Annotated in this window: 19 protein-coding genes; 3 read left to right on the top strand and 16 right to left on the bottom strand. The window is 32.3% G+C overall.

The annotated features are described in order from the left end of the window. Nucleotides 1–27 precede the first annotated feature (27 nt). Nucleotides 28–435 carry a DUF2059 domain-containing protein gene (locus tag ACN0WI_RS09950; protein ID WP_417886601.1) on the bottom strand — a complete coding sequence of 136 codons (408 nt, stop codon included), beginning with the start codon at nucleotides 433–435 and terminating at the stop codon, nucleotides 28–30. Between the two features lie 227 nt (nucleotides 436–662). Here ACN0WI_RS09950 and ACN0WI_RS09945 point away from each other — a divergent pair, with 227 nt between their 5' ends. Continuing rightward, entirely contained in the window at nucleotides 663–1,172 is a 510-nt protein-coding gene (locus tag ACN0WI_RS09945; RefSeq protein WP_417886599.1) for a hypothetical protein, read from the top strand. Here ACN0WI_RS09945 and ACN0WI_RS09940 read toward each other — a convergent pair. The 6 genes from ACN0WI_RS09940 to ACN0WI_RS09915 form a co-directional block, all read right to left on the bottom strand. Beyond that, nucleotides 1,166–2,005 (bottom strand): S1 RNA-binding domain-containing protein, encoded by an 840-nt coding sequence (locus ACN0WI_RS09940; protein WP_417886597.1) that lies wholly within the window; start codon nucleotides 2,003–2,005, stop codon nucleotides 1,166–1,168. The genes ACN0WI_RS09945 and ACN0WI_RS09940 overlap by 7 nt on opposite strands. A 105-nt stretch (nucleotides 2,006–2,110) precedes the next feature. Then, nucleotides 2,111–2,455, bottom strand: coding sequence for a DUF2853 family protein (locus ACN0WI_RS09935; RefSeq protein WP_417886595.1), 345 nt, complete (start codon nucleotides 2,453–2,455; stop codon nucleotides 2,111–2,113). A gap of 121 nt (nucleotides 2,456–2,576) precedes the next feature. Then, the gene (locus tag ACN0WI_RS09930; protein WP_417886594.1) at nucleotides 2,577–3,491 is read right to left on the bottom strand and encodes an AraC family transcriptional regulator; all 915 of its coding nucleotides are present in this window, start codon (nucleotides 3,489–3,491) and stop codon (nucleotides 2,577–2,579) included. Continuing rightward, a complete protein-coding gene (menD, locus tag ACN0WI_RS09925) occupies nucleotides 3,491–5,221 on the bottom strand; it encodes a 2-succinyl-5-enolpyruvyl-6-hydroxy-3-cyclohexene-1-carboxylic-acid synthase (protein ID WP_417886593.1) in 1,731 nt (576 codons plus the stop codon). The genes ACN0WI_RS09930 and menD overlap by 1 nt, the downstream gene beginning before the upstream one ends. Nucleotides 5,222–5,430: 209 nt before the next feature. Then, entirely contained in the window at nucleotides 5,431–6,564 is a 1,134-nt protein-coding gene (locus ACN0WI_RS09920; RefSeq protein WP_417886592.1) for a chorismate-binding protein, read from the bottom strand. After that, complete coding sequence (locus ACN0WI_RS09915) at nucleotides 6,561–6,983, bottom strand: PaaI family thioesterase (RefSeq protein WP_417886591.1); 423 nt, start codon at nucleotides 6,981–6,983, stop codon at nucleotides 6,561–6,563. Before ACN0WI_RS09915 ends, ACN0WI_RS09920 begins: the two co-directional genes overlap by 4 nt. Before the next feature lie 47 nt (nucleotides 6,984–7,030). On the opposite strand from ACN0WI_RS09915, the gene ACN0WI_RS09910 reads away from it, so the two are divergent. Continuing rightward, nucleotides 7,031–7,669: an alpha/beta hydrolase gene (locus ACN0WI_RS09910; protein ID WP_417886590.1), complete on the top strand. Its 639-nt coding sequence runs from the start codon at nucleotides 7,031–7,033 to the stop codon at nucleotides 7,667–7,669. 4 nt (nucleotides 7,670–7,673) lie between these two features. Here ACN0WI_RS09910 and ACN0WI_RS09905 read toward each other — a convergent pair whose 3' ends face one another. Genes ACN0WI_RS09905 through ACN0WI_RS09870 form a run of 8 tightly spaced genes read right to left on the bottom strand, consistent with a single transcriptional unit; the run spans nucleotide 7,674 to nucleotide 16,317 of the window. Further along, nucleotides 7,674–8,402, bottom strand: coding sequence for a sulfite exporter TauE/SafE family protein (locus ACN0WI_RS09905; protein ID WP_417886589.1), 729 nt, complete (start codon nucleotides 8,400–8,402; stop codon nucleotides 7,674–7,676). Between the two features lie 3 nt (nucleotides 8,403–8,405). Further along, the gene (locus tag ACN0WI_RS09900) at nucleotides 8,406–8,846 is read right to left on the bottom strand and encodes a FixH family protein (RefSeq protein WP_417886588.1); all 441 of its coding nucleotides are present in this window, start codon (nucleotides 8,844–8,846) and stop codon (nucleotides 8,406–8,408) included. 13 nt (nucleotides 8,847–8,859) lie between these two features. Next, nucleotides 8,860–10,281, bottom strand: a complete 1,422-nt coding sequence (ccoG, locus tag ACN0WI_RS09895; protein ID WP_417886587.1) for a cytochrome c oxidase accessory protein CcoG — start codon at nucleotides 10,279–10,281, stop codon at nucleotides 8,860–8,862. Between the two features lie 19 nt (nucleotides 10,282–10,300). Then, nucleotides 10,301–11,266: a cbb3-type cytochrome c oxidase N-terminal domain-containing protein gene (locus tag ACN0WI_RS09890; protein WP_417886585.1), complete on the bottom strand. Its 966-nt coding sequence runs from the start codon at nucleotides 11,264–11,266 to the stop codon at nucleotides 10,301–10,303. Beyond that, nucleotides 11,263–11,451 carry a cbb3-type cytochrome c oxidase subunit 3 gene (locus ACN0WI_RS09885; RefSeq protein WP_417886583.1) on the bottom strand — a complete coding sequence of 63 codons (189 nt, stop codon included), beginning with the start codon at nucleotides 11,449–11,451 and terminating at the stop codon, nucleotides 11,263–11,265. Before ACN0WI_RS09885 ends, ACN0WI_RS09890 begins: the two co-directional genes overlap by 4 nt. A gap of 7 nt (nucleotides 11,452–11,458) precedes the next feature. Further along, nucleotides 11,459–13,663, bottom strand: coding sequence for a cytochrome-c oxidase, cbb3-type subunit I (ccoN, locus tag ACN0WI_RS09880; RefSeq protein ID WP_417886582.1), 2,205 nt, complete (start codon nucleotides 13,661–13,663; stop codon nucleotides 11,459–11,461). Between the two features lie 14 nt (nucleotides 13,664–13,677). Next, nucleotides 13,678–13,857, bottom strand: coding sequence for a cbb3-type cytochrome oxidase assembly protein CcoS (gene ccoS, locus ACN0WI_RS09875; protein WP_417886581.1), 180 nt, complete (start codon nucleotides 13,855–13,857; stop codon nucleotides 13,678–13,680). Nucleotides 13,858–13,914: 57 nt separating this feature from the next. After that, nucleotides 13,915–16,317 carry a heavy metal translocating P-type ATPase gene (locus tag ACN0WI_RS09870; RefSeq protein ID WP_417886580.1) on the bottom strand — a complete coding sequence of 801 codons (2,403 nt, stop codon included), beginning with the start codon at nucleotides 16,315–16,317 and terminating at the stop codon, nucleotides 13,915–13,917. Between the two features lie 125 nt (nucleotides 16,318–16,442). Here ACN0WI_RS09870 and ACN0WI_RS09865 point away from each other — a divergent pair, with 125 nt between their 5' ends. Beyond that, nucleotides 16,443–17,141, top strand: a complete 699-nt coding sequence (locus ACN0WI_RS09865) for a Crp/Fnr family transcriptional regulator (RefSeq protein WP_417886579.1) — start codon at nucleotides 16,443–16,445, stop codon at nucleotides 17,139–17,141. Between the two features lie 7 nt (nucleotides 17,142–17,148). On the opposite strand, the gene ACN0WI_RS09860 is transcribed toward ACN0WI_RS09865, so the two are convergent. Further along, nucleotides 17,149–18,348 carry an acyloxyacyl hydrolase gene (locus tag ACN0WI_RS09860; protein WP_417886578.1) on the bottom strand — a complete coding sequence of 400 codons (1,200 nt, stop codon included), beginning with the start codon at nucleotides 18,346–18,348 and terminating at the stop codon, nucleotides 17,149–17,151. Between the last annotated feature and the right edge of the window lie 12 nt (nucleotides 18,349–18,360).

Below are 18,360 nucleotides of genomic sequence, written 5' to 3'. Positions count from 1 at the left end.
AGGCTTTTTTATATCTTTTAAAACTACTTACTGCATATATTTTTGCATAATACCTTGCAACTCCATTCCCCATTGTTGACCAACAGTCATAGCTTTTTGCATTACTTTTGGGGTGGTTTCTACCATTTTTTCACCTACTGGTGTATCGTAAAATGCTAAAATTTTATCCAGTTCCTCTTCTGTAAATTCTTCACGATAAATTTTTGCTAATTTTACATATAATCCTTGTAAACTTTTATCTAATTCTTCTTTGAAGGCTTCACGATTACTTTCAGGAATTTGGTTAACAATAGGCTCGCTTAATATTTCGAATTGTTGCCCTGAGGTTAATTTAATTAACTCCACTGCTTTTTTCTGAAATGCATCATTTTCTGTTTGTTGAGCGAATGCACTTGTTCCTAAGACAAAGCAAAGGATAAAAATTATTTTTTTCATGATTAGTTGTTATATTAATTAGTTGAACTAAAATAGCCCTATTTTTGAATAATTCTACTTTTTAATAAAAAAATCTGCAATAGAATATTCTTTATTTTATAAATAGTTTACAATCAATAAAAAAAGACTTAGTAGGCTAAAAACTATATTCGTTATTTTGATTTTAAGTGAAGCTGTTTTAAGTTTAGCACAGTTTTTGAAATAACCATTATAAATTTTAAGGTTTAATGAAGAAATTTTGCTGTATACTATTCTTTCTTAGTTTTGGTGCATGTTTATGGGCACAAGACAATGCCTCAAATGAAACAGTATATCTTCAGATAGGAGAAAATCGGTCGATTGCTCCGGCTTTATCAGAATTGCAATCCGATCCTTTTTTAAAATTTTTAGATTACGATCCTAACTTACCCTCAGGTACTTTTATTGGTGTAACTAACCAACGGCCTGAAAAATTTGATATGGTAGGAATTATAAATCAAGAAAACAGAGCAAAAGAAATGGCTAAGGCAAAACGCCTAGCTGATATAAATTTACCACAAACCCAAATTAAAAAAGAAGAAAAATCTATTCGATTTTCAGGAAACGAGGATCGAACTCAACTTAACTCAGATATCCAAAATTTTAATTCCCCAAACAATCGTAACCCGTTTTACCAATATCATAATTCACTTTATAATAATGGAATGGGGAGGTATACCAGACCTTATTATTACAATAATCGAACTTATAATTATTGATTATCGGTTAATGCGATTCCGTCTTCTTTAATTTCTATAACTCGTTGTTTAAATAAGTTTCCTGCTGCACGTTTAAAACTTTTCTTACTCATTCCTAAAACAGATTTTATCATTTCTGGAGAGGATTTATCAGAAATATTCAGAAAACCATCATTCCTTTCTAATTCTTCTAAAATTATTTTAGCATTGGGTTCTATACTACGGTAACCAGGACGTTGTAAAGTGACATCTATTTTACCATCTTCTCTAGTCTTTTTTATAAATCCTTTTAGTTGATCTCCTATTTCTATAGGTTTAAAAACATCATCATTATATACTAAGCCTAGATGCAATTCATTTATTATAACATTATACCCTAAATCGGTTTTATTACTTATAATAAGATCTACTTCATCAAAAGGTTTTATTGTTAATTCTGAATTATCTAAAAAAGCATGTACTTTACTAGAACCTACCAATCGATTAGTATCTAAATCTAAATAACAAAAAATTAAATATCGATGTCCTTCTTGCATTGGATATACTTGCTCTTTAAACGGAACAAATAAATGTTTCTCAAGTCCCCAATCTAAAAAAGCACCAAATGTGGTTGTTTCTACACATTCTAAGAAAGCAAATTCATCAAGTTTTACGTAAGGTTCTAAAGTAGTTGCAACCGGACGTTCTTCATGATCTAAATAAACAAAAACTTCAATTTCAGATTCTAATTCGAAATTTTCGGGAATATACTTATTGGGTAACAAAACCTCATCACCCTCTTCATTCCGAAGAAATAATCCCGGTTCTGTTTCTCTATCAATAATTAATCGATGGCATTCCCCTATAGTTAGCATAATCCAAATTTAAAATGCAAAGATACTTTTATTTTTTGTGAAACATAAAAAAGAAACCCGCTCTCTAAACATAGAAAGCGGATTATTAATTTTTTTCCGTATATCTTATTTGAAAATAGCTTCTTTTTCAAAATATTCAGTTAGTAAATAATAAAGTACTACTCGATATTTATTTCGGTTAGACTTTCCATATTTTTCTATCATAGCATTTAAGCCGACATCTAAATCGCTATTATCGGGTAGTCCTAATTTTTTTATTAAAAAATTATTTTTGACGGTTTCTAATTCTGTTTTATCGGTTGCTGCTACGGTCTCGGCATCGTCTCTAAATACTACCGTATGCAGATATTCGGTTATATTTCTAATCAAACCTACATCGGGCTCTTTTCCTATATTTTCTTTAAAATCTTGAATATATTTCCCTACACGTTCATCTGTCTTCGTTGCCATAAATTATTATTTATTAGTTATTTACAAGATAATAATTAAAGTATTGAAAAACCGTCAATATATTCTTAAGAAAACTTATACTTATATTAAAAACTTCTAAATATTAAAAAACAGCTCGGTTTTATTGAATTGGAATATAAAAATCAACTATTGCCTTTTTCTCAGGATGCTCATTAAAATTATTATGATAAATCTCAAAAGGTTCCCTTTCGGCTTTCGCATATCCATTTTCATTCATCCATAAAAATAAACCGGTCCATGATTTTTCAAATTCATCTACTCCTATCGTAAAATTAGCTACAATACATTTTCCTGCTGGGATACTTGTAACACCAATTTCACCTGTAATAGAAAGTGGAGTATCAATAAGCATTGCTGCACTCATCCTCACTTTATCAGCTGCTGTAACTTTAAAACTATCATGATAAAGGGTTAACATTTTAGTTTGTTTGTTTAATAAACCTAAAGGTGTGGCCCAACGCATTAATTCTCTATAAGCACTTTGCAGATTTTGAGCTCCTATAGCTGAGACATAAGCTAAATCCATTTTAGGTATTGTTTTAACATTTACCGTTGCATTCATTGCTATCCATTTTTTTAGATTAGTAAGAATACAAATGTATTTTTCGGAATCCGGATAAGCTTGTCCATTCTTGCTTTTTAACTGACTAATCCTGGTATGCCGATGTGGATTTTGCTTTCTAAATTCTGTTGGGCTTACTTTAAAATAGTTTTTAAAAGCTTTAGAAAAAGAGGAATTATCGCTAAAACCAAATTTATGGGCTATAGCTGTTATGCTACTATTGTTATGCAATAATTCTAAGGCTGAGGTTTCGATTCTGCGTCTTTTTATAAATTCATTGAGAGTCTCTCCTGTTATAAATTTAAAAATCCGATGAAAATGATAGGGTGAAAAACAAGCAATTTCAGCCAGTTTAGTTAACGACAAATCGGTTTCTAGATTTTGATCTATATAATCAAAAACTCGATTAATTCGATATTTATAATTAGCATTTAATTGCTCTGTTTGGCTCATTATTTCATAAAACTAAAATAATTAAGTAAAACCTCATCATTAACTTTTCGAGGAGTAAAAATCTCTAAAATTTTCGGTCTTTCTGAAGCTGAAAAAAATGTACTTAAAACACTGCTAATTTCGGTTTCAGAAGCAGCTGTTTCGTACTCGAAATTGTACATTTTTGCTAGATGTTCCGCTTTAAGATCGTGAATAGTTTCGAAATACGTATCAAAATTCTCATTGTCTTTATTCCCGGGTAAAATTCTAAAAATTCCACCTCCTGAATTATTTATAACTATAATTCGGTAATTTGCAGGTATATATTTATTCCAAAGCGCATTGCTATCGTAAAAGAAACTTAAATCTCCGGTTAGCATTAAAACAGGCGCTCTATTAGCTATAGCAGTTCCTACCGAGGTGGAAATACTTCCATCTATACCGCTTGTGCCTCGGTTACAGAATATTTTTAAGCTTGGATCCCAGCTAAATAATTGCGAATAACGAATAGTGGAACTATTCGCGAGTTGTAAAATGGTATTCTTCGGAACTTTAGATACTAATAATTGTACTGCTTTTAAATCGGAATATGGAATCTCTTCCATATATACATCATGTTTAATTTGACGATTTTTACGTACACTTTTCCAGAATTTCCCATAATCACTATCAATTTTAGTGGTTAGTGGAAAAAAATCAGTAAAAAAATCGTTAACCGAAGTTTCAAAATGTTTATTTAAGCAGAAAAACGTATTGTACGCTTTTTTAGGATCGATATGCCAGTGCTGCTTAGGATTATAATTTCGAAGAAAAGCTTTTATTTTTTTAGAAACAATCATTCCGCCAAACGTTAATAAAATATCGGGCTGTAAAGCTTCAAAAAGCTCTTCTTTATTTTCATCTTTTTCAATAGGACCAATTATGGTATCGATCCTTGTAAAAAACTCTTTATGATGTAAATTTGAAGTCGTTTCGGTAAACACAATCACCGAATCATCCTTAGCTAATTTCTCTAAAAATTTTTGCTCAACTATATTTGGCTGTGCTACTCCTACAATTACCATTTTTCGCTTGGCAGAATTCCAAATATCGGCATAGACCAATAATTCATCTTTTGAATATTGCTTTTTAGTAACTTCAGGAAGAATTTCAAGAGGATTTACAGCTATATCTTCAACAGTATCGTAAAGTGGCTCGTAAAGTGGCACATTAATATGTACGGGGCCTTTTCCTTCAATAGCTTTATTTAACGCTAAATTTATTTCGCGTTCGTTATGTTTTTGCGTTTCCCATTGTTTTTGTTGTAATTTTTTTTCAATTGGCTCCGATTCCAAAACTAATTCCGAATACAAATTCGCTGAATACAAAATATGGTTTTCGTATACATTTTTTTGTCGAATAGTTTGTCCATCTCCAATATCTATGCGCTCAATAGGCCGATCTGCAGAAATTACTACTAGCGGAATATCGCTATAAAAAGCTTCTGAAATTGCCGGATAATAATTAAGCAATGCTGAACCTGAACTACAAACTAGAGCTACTGGTTGTTGCAATTGCTGTGCCATACCCAAGGCTACAAACGCTGCACATCGTTCGTCTACCACACTATACGATTTTATATCGGGATGGTGTGTAAAACCAATGGTGAGCGGCGCATTACGTGAACCGGGAGAAATAACAACATGTTTTATATTTTTTGAAACGCAAAGTGAAATCACATTACGCGCTACAGGTATTTTAGAGTACTTCACAATTTATTTTTTCGTAAGCGATATTTTCAAGAGAAGTTGAGAAAATACCACATATTTACTGCTTCTTCAAAATTACAATTAATGGCAGACTTAGTTAGCTGCTTTAAAAAGTATTTAACGATTTCTGGCTGATAAATAAGAAACCTCACAGATTTTAAAATTTGTGAAGTCTGAGAGTAATTTACCTATGCTTTAGTAGAAATTTAATTCTATTTGACTAAAACCGATTTGATAGTATAACTTTTATTTACTGTTTCTTCCCATTCAGCTGTTGGATTAGAATCGGCTGTAATTCCTCCACCAATAAAAAGTTCGGCCTTACCTTCTTCTAATTTCATACACCTAAGATTCACGAAAATATCAGATTGTTTTCGGATGCTGGCATACGCCTGATTCTCTTGATTTCTCCGGTTCAAATTTCTTTTTACTTCTTGTTTTACATTGATTTCCCCTAAAAATCCTGAATAAAATTCACGATCGGTATATTCATTTTCAATAATAAAATTTTTGGCTTGCTCTCTAGGAAAACCACAAACCGCAGGAGTTGGGTGCAAACTTTCTATTAAATTTGCTAAATTTTCATCCTTTAAAATTCCAGAAATATCGGTACGAATATGTAGTAAATTACCTGCTTTTACCGTATACGGATTGCTAAATTTTATTTCTCCGGAAGTTACGTTAAAGTCTGTTAATTTTTGAACAATCTCTTCAGAAACAATCTTTTGCTCTTCAACTTCTTTTGGCGTCCAAGTGGCTTCTTCTAATATTCCTTTATAAGCTTGAGTTCCTGCCAGAGCCATTGTTTTAAATCGGTTCCGTTCTACTTTCACTAAAGTTTCAGGAGTAGCTCCAATCCATATTCCGCTTTCAGGATGCGACCAGATATAACAAAAGGCTTTTGGATAGTTTTCCAACAAATTTTTAAAAATTGAAAGTGCAGAAAGTTTTATATCAATCTTTTCTTTCCGAGCTAACACTACTTTTTTCATACTTCCCGATTCTATTTCAGCAATAGCTTTTGCTACTAATTTTTCATGCTTCTCTTGCTCGGTAGTAGTATTTATTTTAGAAATATATTTTGACGGTTCATCAATTGAAGCGTTTATTTTATATTCCGAAGTAATAATTTCTGAATGTTCTTCAGGAATTAAAAGGCTCTGGGTTCCTATAAAATTAGACAAAACAAATCCACTTTCTGAAAAATTGGTGGTTTTATAAGAGTGCAAATCTTTCTGTAAAAATGCTTTTAATACAGTTTCACTTGGTTTTCGATACGCTACAAATGGTAATTTTTTATTGATATGCTCTTCTAGTGCGTTAAAAAACGCCATCGTCTGCATCATGATTTATTTTTTGGTAATGCTATAGTTGTTAATTTTACAAGCGAAATTAAATTATCGGATTTATCGGTAATATGAATATTCCACAACTGTGTTGTTCGTCCTTTATGAATAAAGGTTGCTTTAGCAAAAACATCTCCTTCTTTTATACTTTTAAGGTGATTGGCAGAAATCTCAATCCCACGAATCACAAAGTCCCTAGTGTCTAAAAACAGATAACTTGCAGCACTACCTACACTTTCAGCTAAGGCAACGCTAGCACCGCCATGCAGCACGCCATCTGGTTGGTGCACTTTGGACGTTACCGGCATTTTAGCGGTTAAAAAATCTTCTCCTACATCTACAAATTCAATATTCAAGGTTTCCATCAATGTGTTTTTACACATTTTTGCACACATTCCCAGAATTTCCGCTTTGTTCATAGTATTGTATTAATTACTTTGTAAAAGTACAAAATTGAATTTACAGCATGAGCTACGAAAAACAGGTTTCTTATCAAATTAGCAATACCTATAATGTTTTAAATGAATTTACCCAAAATACGAAAAATGTATGGCTAGTTTTCCACGGACTTGGCTATTTAAGCCGTTATTTTATCCGGCATTTTATAGGCTTGAATTCTGATGAAAACTATATTATTGCACCACAAGCACAATCTAAATATTATTTAAAAGATAATTATCGACATGTTGGTGCTTCTTGGTTAACTAAAGAAAAAACCGATACAGAAATTGAAAATGTATTGCAGTATTTGGAAAAAGTTTACGAAGTAGAAAATCTAAAAAATGCTCCTAATTTAATTGTTTTGGGTTATTCGCAAGGTGTTTCTATAGCTACTCGGTTTTTAGCACGAAAAAAATTAGAATGCGAACAATTAATTTTGCATTCAGGCAAAGTTCCTTCGGAATTACATCCTAAAGATTTCGCTTTTTTAAAAAATACAAAAACTACGTATCTCTACGGAACGGAAGATAACTACCTAAAAAAAGGGATTATTAAAGTTGAAGAAGAAAGAATGAACACTTTATTTCCCTATAATTTTGAAATTATAAGCTATAATGGTGGTCACGAATTTAATACCGAAATTATCGAAAAGCTCTCGAAATAATTAGCTATTCGTTTTCTTGAAGACTAAGTGGCTGATGACACTCTATAGTTGCGTTTACCTTATCATCAGATACTTTTGGAGACACATATGGAATACCCAGCCCTGCACCTCTTAGTATAAATAATATTCCGGTAAGCATTACAAAAACCGGTATAAACTTTCGGATTTTATTTCTAGTATTAACACCAATCCAATTTCCTAAGGCTACAGTAATAGTCATTAACGGGATAGTTCCAAATCCGAAAAAAACCATATACAAGCTTCCGTATGCCGCATTTGCCTGTGCTATTGCTCCTAAAACTCCCATATACACTAATCCGCATGGCAAAAACCCATTTAGTAAACCTATGGATAAAAAGGTATCGGGTGTTTGTTTTTTTAGATTAGCTCCTATTTTTGATTTTATTTTACTGATAATTCGATAAAAAGGACTTCCTAATTTTTGAAATTTCTTTGTTCCAAAAGAAAGTAGAACAATTAAAACCATAAAAACACCAATACCTATCGATAATTTTTGTTGGGCAGCGAATAAGTGCAATCCTCTACCCAACAATCCAAATAACAATCCTATAAATGCATAAGAAATAATTCTTCCTAAGTGATATAAAAATAACTGAAAATACATCAGCCATTTATTCGCTCTGTTAAGCGGCAACAAAAAAGCAATAGGACCGCACATTCCCACACAGTGGAAACTTCCTAACAATCCTAATAACAGAGCGCTTACTAACATTTATTAATATAAAATTTCTTGTTTATATAACACATCTTTCCCTTTATACTTCATTTCGAGTATAATATTCCAACGTCCTTCTACTAAATTTTCTTTTGGCACTATCATTTTACGATCTACTATTTTTAATGGAATTGTAAAATCTAGTTTTTTATTAGATGGACGATAAAAAGTGATTTCTCCTTTTATATTATCTGCGCCATCAGGAAAAACTATTTCCCAACCTTCAGGAATTCGTTGAGTTTTTATTTCTCCTGAAAATAATTTTAAATTTTTCTCGGCTTCTATTTCTTGCTGAAAATGCAGCTCTTTACCGTAATAATCTTCTGTCACCAAATCATGATCGAATTTTTTTTCGGTACTCATTCTTACAATCATGAACATAATAAAGCTCATAAAACAGAGCATTCCTACTACGATACCTGTTCCCCAATTCCATTTCATATCTTATTCTTTTTTATCGATAACTACGAGGGCCTAAAAATGTTGTGGTTGTTGTTTCTATTAATTTATCGTCACTATAAATCCCTATTGTTAATTTTTCTTTTTCTCCTTTTAAAGAACCAGCTGGAATCTCTATAAATAAAGTACCTTCTGAAAGGCCTTGTCCTGGAACTGTAAAATCTGCATTTTTAACTAGTCTAACTTCTCCTTTATGAGACAATAATTTAAATTCTATATCTTTAATATCTTTATTGGTTTTATTAACCAATTTAAATGTAAACACATTACTGATACGGTTATTATCTTGATGCTCGTACAACTGCCCAGGTAAGCGTAAAACTCTAGCTTCTATATCGTTTCTTACAAATAACAATCCAGTAAGAACACCAATTAATATCACTAAAACTGCTGTATATCCTTTTAAACGTGGAGTAAACTTAAATTTAGCTTTTTTCTCGATATTTTCTTCGCTTGCATAGCGTATTAAGCCTTTTGGAAGATTTACAGCTTCCATCATTGCATCGCAAGCATCTATACAAGCCGTACAATTTATACACTCTAGCTGAGTTCCATTCCTAATATCGATACCGGTGGGACAAACTTGTACACATTGAGCACAATCGATACAATCTCCTTTTCCGGTAGCAGCACGATCTTCTCGTTTTTTAAACTTGGCTCTTCCTTCTTCCTTTTCACCCCTTTTATGATCGTAAGCAACAACAATAGATTTATTATCTAATAAAACTCCTTGAAGCCTACCATAAGGGCAAGCAATTAAACATACTTGCTCTCTAAACCATACAAAAATAAAATAGAAAATACCTGTAAAAATTAACAGAGAAGTAAAGGTTGATAAATTTACAAATGGTCCCTCTGTTATATATCTTAAGAGACGATCACTACCAATTATATAAGCTAAAAAAATATTTGCAATAAAAAATGAGATAATAAAAAACAACGTCCATTTAATTGCTTTTTTACGTATTTTTTCAGCATTCCAAGGTTGTTTGTTTAACCGCATTTGTTTTCCTCGGTCACCTTCAATCCAATATTCTATTCTACGGAAAACCATTTCCATAAAAATAGTTTGAGGACAAATCCATCCACAAAATATCCTCCCAAAGGCCACAGTAAATAGAATGATGAATACAATCCCTATTATCATCATTAAAACAATTAAATAAAAGTCCTGTGGCCAAAAAGGATATCCAAAAAGGTTAAAACGCCGTTCTAAAACATTGAATAATAAGAATTGATTCCCATTAATCTTAATAAATGGCGAAGTAAATAATATAACTAATAATATATAACTTACTATTTTACGGTATTTATAAAATTTACCGGAAGGTTTTTTAGGATATAACCAGTTACGTTTTCCTTCTTCGTTTACTGTACTTATTGAGTCTCTAAAATTATTTTCGGGGATTGTACTCATGATATTTATTTTGCGCTATCTAATCAGTTACGGGTTCATCTTTTATAATAACTTCTACTGAAGTAGAATCAGTTTTTGTAACCTCTACATCTTCAACCGGTGCATTTTCATCTACCCATAATTCACCTTGAGGATCTTTAGGATCTGCCGGAGTTGTACCATGTAAACTTATTACATAACTGGCTACTTGAGCTATTTCGCTAGGTTTTAGATCGGTTTTCCAAGCAACCATACCTTTACCAGGTCTTCCTCCTTCAGAAATAGTATGGAATACATTTTTTATTCCTCCTCCATTAATCCAATAATCATCGGTAAGGTTCGGACCTATTCCCCCTCCAGCATCTGCTTTATGACAAGCAATACAATTGCCTGCAAAAATTGCTGCACCGGCTTTAACATCTTCTTCTCCGGTAAGTAATTCAACTGTATTAGCATCGATTAAATCTTTAGCTGTTTTTTTGTATTCTTCAATCGCTTTTTTGGCTTCTTGAACTTCAGCTATATATTCCTCGTGCTGATTAGGTGCATTAAAAAGATGATGTCTTACTAAATATACTCCTGCAAAAACAATAGTTACATAGAATAGATAAATCCACCATGGCGGCAAATCGTTGTCTAATTCTTGAATACCATCGTAGTTATGGTCAAGAATAATTTCACCCTCTTCTTCAACAGGTTTACTTTTATTTAGTTTTTTGAAAAATGCTTTAATTTTTGCAAATTGAAGATTTTTCTTTGCAGCTGTTTGTTGTATGTAACGTTCTTGAGCTTCTGGAGTTAAACTACGAAACAATATTGATTGAATACTAGCCAATACAACTTCCATAGCAATACCAAATATCAATAATATGCCTAATACAGCCCAAATTACTGGATATTCTACTATTGCTAGTTCTCCTGTTGTTGTACTTACTGTTAATTCTAGAAAAAGATACGCTAATCCGGTAATTACTAAAACTCTAATATACGATGCAAGACTTCTCATGGTTGTATTTCGTTATTATCGTCCTCTAAAGGAATATTACTGACTTTTTTGATGTGTTCTTTATTAGCGGACATTACCCAAATAAATAGCGCTACAAAGAATGTGAAAAATATAATAAGGGAAATTATGGGGTAAATTGTTACCCCATCAATTTGTTCTAAATTTCCTTTTATAAACTTAAGCATAGACTTATTATTTTGATGTTACTTCTTCTCCATCATTAGGAGACTTAACTTTAATATCTGTTCCCAATCGTTGTAAGTAAGAAATTAATGCTACAATTTCACGGTCTTTCATTTCTATAAAATCAGCACCAACTTTTTTAGCATATTGCTTATCGCTTTCATACGTTTTTACAAAATCAGGATCATTGTAAAGATTTTTCTCAATTTGAGTTCCTTGAGTATCCATCCAAGCTTGCGCACTATCAATTTGTGCCTGAGTATAAGGAACCCCTAAACCAACCATGGTTTCCATTTTACTTTCAGTATTAGACTTATCTAGCTTTCTGTCCAATAACCATTTATAACTAGGCATTATAGAACCTGAAGACGTACTTTGTGGATCATACAAGTGATTTAAATGCCAGTTATCAGAATATTTACCTCCTACACGGAATAGATCAGGACCGGTACGTTTACTACCCCAAAGAAATGGATGGTCATACACATATTCTCCAGATTTAGAATATTCTCCATATCGTTCCACTTCACTTCGGAACGGGCGTATCATTTGGGAGTGACACCCTACACAACCTTCTCGAATATAAATATCTCTACCCTCTAATTCTAATGGCGTATATGGCTTTACACTAGATATAATTGGCACATAATCGTCTACTATTAGTGATGGAATAATTTGTACTGCCCCACCTATTAAAATAGCTATAGTAGCATAAATAGTTAATTTTACTGGTCTTCTTTCTAACCAAGTATGGTAGCCCTCTTTATTAGTTCTGCTACTTGTAATTTTTGGTAATGGAGCTGCTTCTACAAGTTCATCAGTAACTTTACTACCCTGACGTGCTGTTTTAGCAACATTATATAAAGCAATAAGTGCTCCTATAATATATAAAGTACCTCCAATAGCGCGCATCCAGTACATTGGAATAATTTCAGTTAAAGTCTCTAAAAAGTTTCCATAGGTTAATGTTCCATCAGGATTAAATTGTTTCCACATAGAAGCTTGAACAAAACCAGAGACATACATTGGTAATGCATACATAATAATACCTAATGTACCAATCCAAAAATGGATATTAGCTAATTTTGTAGACCATAATTTTGTTTTAAATAATCTTGGAATTAACCAGTAGATCATACCAAATGTCAAAAAACCATTCCATGCCAATGCGCCTACGTGTACGTGCGCAATAATCCAATCACTATAATGGGCAATGGCATTAATATTTTTTAATGCAAGCATTGGTCCTTCAAACGTAGCCATACCATATCCTGTAATAGCTACTACCATAAATTTTAAAACAGGATCTGTCCTTACTTTATCCCATGCACCACGTAATGTTAAAAGACCGTTTATCATACCTCCCCAAGACGGAGCAATAAGCATAACCGAGAAAGCAACTCCTAAATTTTGTGCCCAATCCGGCAAAGCAGTATACAATAAATGGTGAGGCCCTGCCCAGATATAAATAAATATTAATGACCAAAAGTGAACAATAGATAAACGATAAGAATAAACAGGTCTATTAGCAGCCTTTGGCACAAAATAATACATAAGTCCTAAAAAGGGAGTTGTTAAGAAAAATGCTACTGCGTTATGCCCATACCACCATTGTACTAATGCATCTTGAACACCTGCGTATGCAGAATAACTTTTTAAAGCAGTTACCGGTATTTCTATACTGTTTACAATATGTAGTACAGCTACCGTAACAAAAGTTGCCAAATAAAACCAAATAGCTACGTATAAATGTCGTTGTCGCCTTTTTAAAATCGTTCCAATTAAATTAGCTCCGAATACAACCCAAATTAAAGCAATTGCTATATCGATAGGCCATTCTAATTCGGCGTACTCTTTAGAAGTAGTATATCCTAGTGGTAATGTAATTGCTGCGGATACAATTATAAGTTGCCAACCCCAAAAGTTGATATTACTTAAAGCATCGCTCCACATTCTGGCTTTTAATAAGCGTTGGGAAGAGTAATAAACCCCTGCGAATATCGCATTACCTACAAATGCAAAAATAACAGCATTTGTATGTAAAGGTCTTAACCTCCCAAAACTTAACCAAGGAATTCCGTCGGTAACATTCGGGAATAAAAACATATAAGCGAGGAGTAGCCCTACACTCATCCCTACAACGCCCCAAAAAATGGTGGCATTGATAAATTTCCTTACGATTTTATTATCGTAATAAAACTGATCTTTTTCCATAAGATTTAAAAGAATTATTTATCGGTGATTTTTGATTTTTTCTTGGATTCAACAACTTCATCATCAAACAACATTCTAACTGAGGGTGTATATGTATCATCATATTGCCCTTTTTTGACTGAAATTATAAAAGCAACAAAGAAAATCACCGCTACTACAACACTAATACCTAACAAAACGTAGATGATATTCATTGATTCTTAATTTTTTGTAAAATTATTATGATACTCACTCGTAAAAAATGACATTTATCAGTTTTTATTTTCCTTAAATTCGTTACGTGATACTACTTGAGAAACCAAGGTAGTAAACGTTACTATACTAATAGAGCTAAGCGGCATTAAAATAGCGGCTACAATTGGTGACAAATTCCCTGAAATAGCAAAACCAAGCCCTATTAAATTATAAAAAAGCGAAAATATAAAACTAGCTTTTATTATTTTGTGGCCCTTTTCAGATAATCGAAAAAAACTACCTAATTTACCAAAAACGGAAGCATCTAAAATAGCATCGCAAGCTGGTGAAAAAACATTAATATTTTCTGAAATTACAATTCCCACATCACTTTGTTTTAATGCCCCTGCATCGTTTAGTCCATCTCCTACCATCATTACTTTTCTTCCTTCTTGTTGCAATTTTTTAATAAACTGCAACTTATCATGTGGTTTTTGATTAAAACACATTTTAGTACTTATAGGCAGCATTTTACTTAATACATCTTTCTCTCCTTCATTATCTCCTGAAAGCACAAATAATTTTTTCTTTTTACTTAATTCATTAAAAAGCGGAACTACTTCGCTTCTATATTCATTTTTTAAAATATAACAACCTTTGTAAGCATTATTAGTACTTATATGAACACTGGTTTGATTGATTTGCTCTTTATTATTGGTAGCTTCATCAACAAATTTCCGAGAACCTATTTTAATTGAATTTTTTAAAGAAGATGCTTCAATACCTTTTCCTACTTTTTCAGAAAAATGGTCAAGTGTCTTAATATTATGTTGTTCTAAAAGCTGATACAAGGATCTGCTTAGCGGATGATTAGAAGCACGCAAAGTACTATTCAATAATACTTTTTCTTCTTCAGAAAGATCTTCTCCTTCATAAACAATTTTATTAGAATTGTTAGTTGTTAGCGTACCGGTCTTATCAAAAACTACAGTATCTATATGTGCCATTTTCTCAATGACGTTTGCTTCTTTTAAATAAAACTTTTTTTGTCCGAAAACACGTAGCAAATTTCCTAATGTAAAAGGTGCTGCTAATGCCAAAGCACAAGGACAAGCAATAATTAATACTGCGGTAAAAACTTCTAAAGTTTTACTACTATCTATAAAAAACCAAGCTATTGTAGCTACAACTGCCACTATCAAAATAGCCTTTGTAAAATAGCCGCTTATTTTATTGGTTATATCTTGAAAAGTTAATTTAGAAGATTTATCGAAAGCCTCGTTATTCCAAAGCTGAGTTAGATAGGATTGTTCTACAGGCTTTAACACTTCTACATGAATTATACCTCCTGTTTGCCGACCTCCGGCGTATATTTTTTTATTTTCTTCAACGGCTAAGGGTTCTGCCTCCCCAGTTACAAAACTGTAATCTACATAAGCATTACCTTCTTTTAAAATAGCATCTACAGGAATCAATTCTTGATTACGAATTAGTATACAATCGCCTTTTCGTAACTTATAAACCTCAACCTGTTCTTCGTTTTCGTTATTGGTTCCTTTATGATTAATTCGGGTAACTCCAATTGGGAAATACGACTTATAATCACGTTCGAAAGAAAGATAAGAATATGTTTTTTGCTGAAAATAACGTCCTAACAATAAAAAGAAAACTAATCCGGTAAGGCTATCGAAAAATCCGGTTCCGATATCCAATATAATTTCAACAGCACTACGAATAAATAAAACAGAAATACCTAAAACAATTGGCACATCTATATTTAGAATACCTGCTTTTAGTCCTTTAAACGCTGAAACGAAATAACTACTGGCTGAATAAAATACAACCGGTAATGTAAATGCAAACATTAAGTAGCGGAATACGTATTTGAATTGATCGAGCCAAAATTCTTTTACTTCAAAATATTCTGGAAACGATAAAAACATTACGTTACCAAAAGCAAAACCAGCTACGCCTAGTTTATAAATTAAACTACGGTCTATATCTTTTGCTTCCTTTTTAGAATCTGATAAAGACAAATAAGGTTCATACCCTAATTTACAAAGCAATTCAACAACTTGTTTTAATGTAATTGCTTCTGAATAAAAAGTGATTCTAACTTTCTTTTCCGGGAAATTAACTTGAGAATTAGAAACCCCCGGGTGTAAGCGCGACAAATTCTCCAAAATCCAAATGCAAGAACTACAATGAATATCGGGAATTAAAAAATTAGCAATACTAACAGTATCGCTGTCAAACTCCAACAATTTAGCAACAATCTCTTCATTTTGAAGATAATCGTATTTGCCTTGTTGAGTTTTGGGCGAAATACCTGGCCGATCGTCCAATTCATAATAATATTGGAGATCGTTAGTACTTAAAATTTCATAAACCGTTTTGCAGCCGTTACAACAAAAATACTTTCCATCCAACAAGAAAGTATCCTCCCTGCAATCTTCTCCGCAGTGGTAACACTTATTCATATTTTGCACAACTTAAACCGTGGTGCAAATTTTAAATATTTATAAAATATAAAATATGATAATTATCAGTATGCCTAGAATTTGTTATATTTGTTCTCCAACAATTTATCTAAAAGACCCTCTAAATGAAAAAGCCAGAAAATAGGTGTGAGAACTGTGTAATTCGCCAATTTAATGCGCTAAAAGCCTTCAGCAAAGAAGAGCTTAGATCCATCTCTGATCAGAAAAAAATGATGGAATATAAAAAGGGTGATCTTATATTTAAAGAAGGTGAAAAATTAAATGGTGTTTTTTGTGTTCGAGACGGAGTCTCTAAGCTCTCTAAACTAAGCCCTAACGGAAAAAATCAAATTGTTAAAATTGCTAAAAAGGGTGAAATATTAGGACAACGATCGGTGGTTTCTGATGAAAAAACCAACTTAAGTGCTGTAGCCCTTAATGATACTGCAATGTGTTTTATACCAAAGCAATTAATTATTGACAAAATAAACGACAATCCAGAATTTACAAGGAACTTGTTAAAAGTTATGGCTGAAGATCTTCGAGCTTCAGACAACTTTATTGTTAATATGTCTCAAAACAACGTAAAACAACGTATTGCAGAATCTCTTCTATACCTTTACACCAATTTTGGAACCGATGATGAAGGATTTCTATCAATAAACTTATCTAGAGAAGATCTAGCGAACATTGTTGGTACCGCTACAGAATCTGCTATTCGCTTAATTTCTGAATTAAAAAAAGAAGGCTACATTTCAACAAAAGCAAAAAAGACTAAAATTGAAGATGTAAAAGCGATGGAAGATATGATTAACGGCTTTTAGAAGTTAGTTAATATAAAGCATAGCCTAAATTTATACTTAATGGAATGGCAACACCAGGATTATCTCCAAATATATTTCCATTTGAATAATGAGCTATCCTGAAATCTAAATTATAACGTCGGTTTTTACCAAATAAAAATCCGATTCCTAAATAATCCTGAAAAGTAGCCTCTTCTCCGGTATCGATTCCATCTAGCCGACTTGAAGAAATGTAAGCAGGTCCTATTAACGAATAGTTGAAATATACATCAATAGGGTTAGTACGTAGAAACCACCATTTTATTAAAGGATATATTGAAATTGCAGAAAATTGATCTCCTTTTTGAGTTTCGTAATGTGCATAATTTATTCCAGCACTTAATGAGAAATTTTTATAAGTGTGGAATAAATCGTACTGATACGTAGCAATTATTCCTTGCTTTACAAATACATCTCCCAACCAGAATACAGGAATACTAGTAGATAGTCCGCTTGAAAATTGTTTATTGATATCGAATCCAAATTCATCACTAACATATCCTACCTGAAACAAATCTCGAGGAAAATAGTAAGGTGACTCCTTTTTTTTCCGCAAAACTTCTTCAGATTGTTCTCCTACATTAAAAGTAATACCTCCACTAATAAAAAAGGTAGCAGGTTGATTATCTTTAGATTTCTCTGGCGAATATGTTGTGCTAATTACTGCATCTATTTTTTTTCCGATAGGATAATAGATACCCACTCCAAAAATAGGATAGATATACTGAACATCTTTAATTATTTCTTCTCCATTCAATTCAAAGCCATTTCGCATTACATTACTTACACCTGCTTCTAAAAAAACTCGAAATCGATGAAATACCAATAAATTTTTACGAGCACTTATACCCCAAATATTTGTCCAGACCGATTTATTATAAGTATTCCCGTTTACATTTTCATATTGTACCCATTCTGCAGGACGCATAACACTTAATTGCACATCCCACCCCTTTTTTAAATGCGTCCCAACAGCAAACCTACCGGCAAAAGTAGAAGTATTGGATATTGAATTAGCTGTATTTCCATTCTTTAATAAATTAAAGCCATAATCGTAGTTTATAATTCCAAAATTTGCAGATACATATAAACGTTCTATAAAATCTTCAGAAGGTCTAGTTGTTGTCTGAGAAACAACAGAAAAACTACTCAATACTAATAGCAACAAAAAATTGTAATATGTTTTCAATAGGTCTTCAAT

It is taken from the genome of Zunongwangia sp. (genome assembly GCF_048269745.1).
GTDB lineage: Bacteria > Bacteroidota > Bacteroidia > Flavobacteriales > Flavobacteriaceae > Zunongwangia.
The sequence above is the reverse complement of the archived record's forward strand: the minus strand, read 5'-3'. Positions and strand labels throughout refer to the sequence as shown.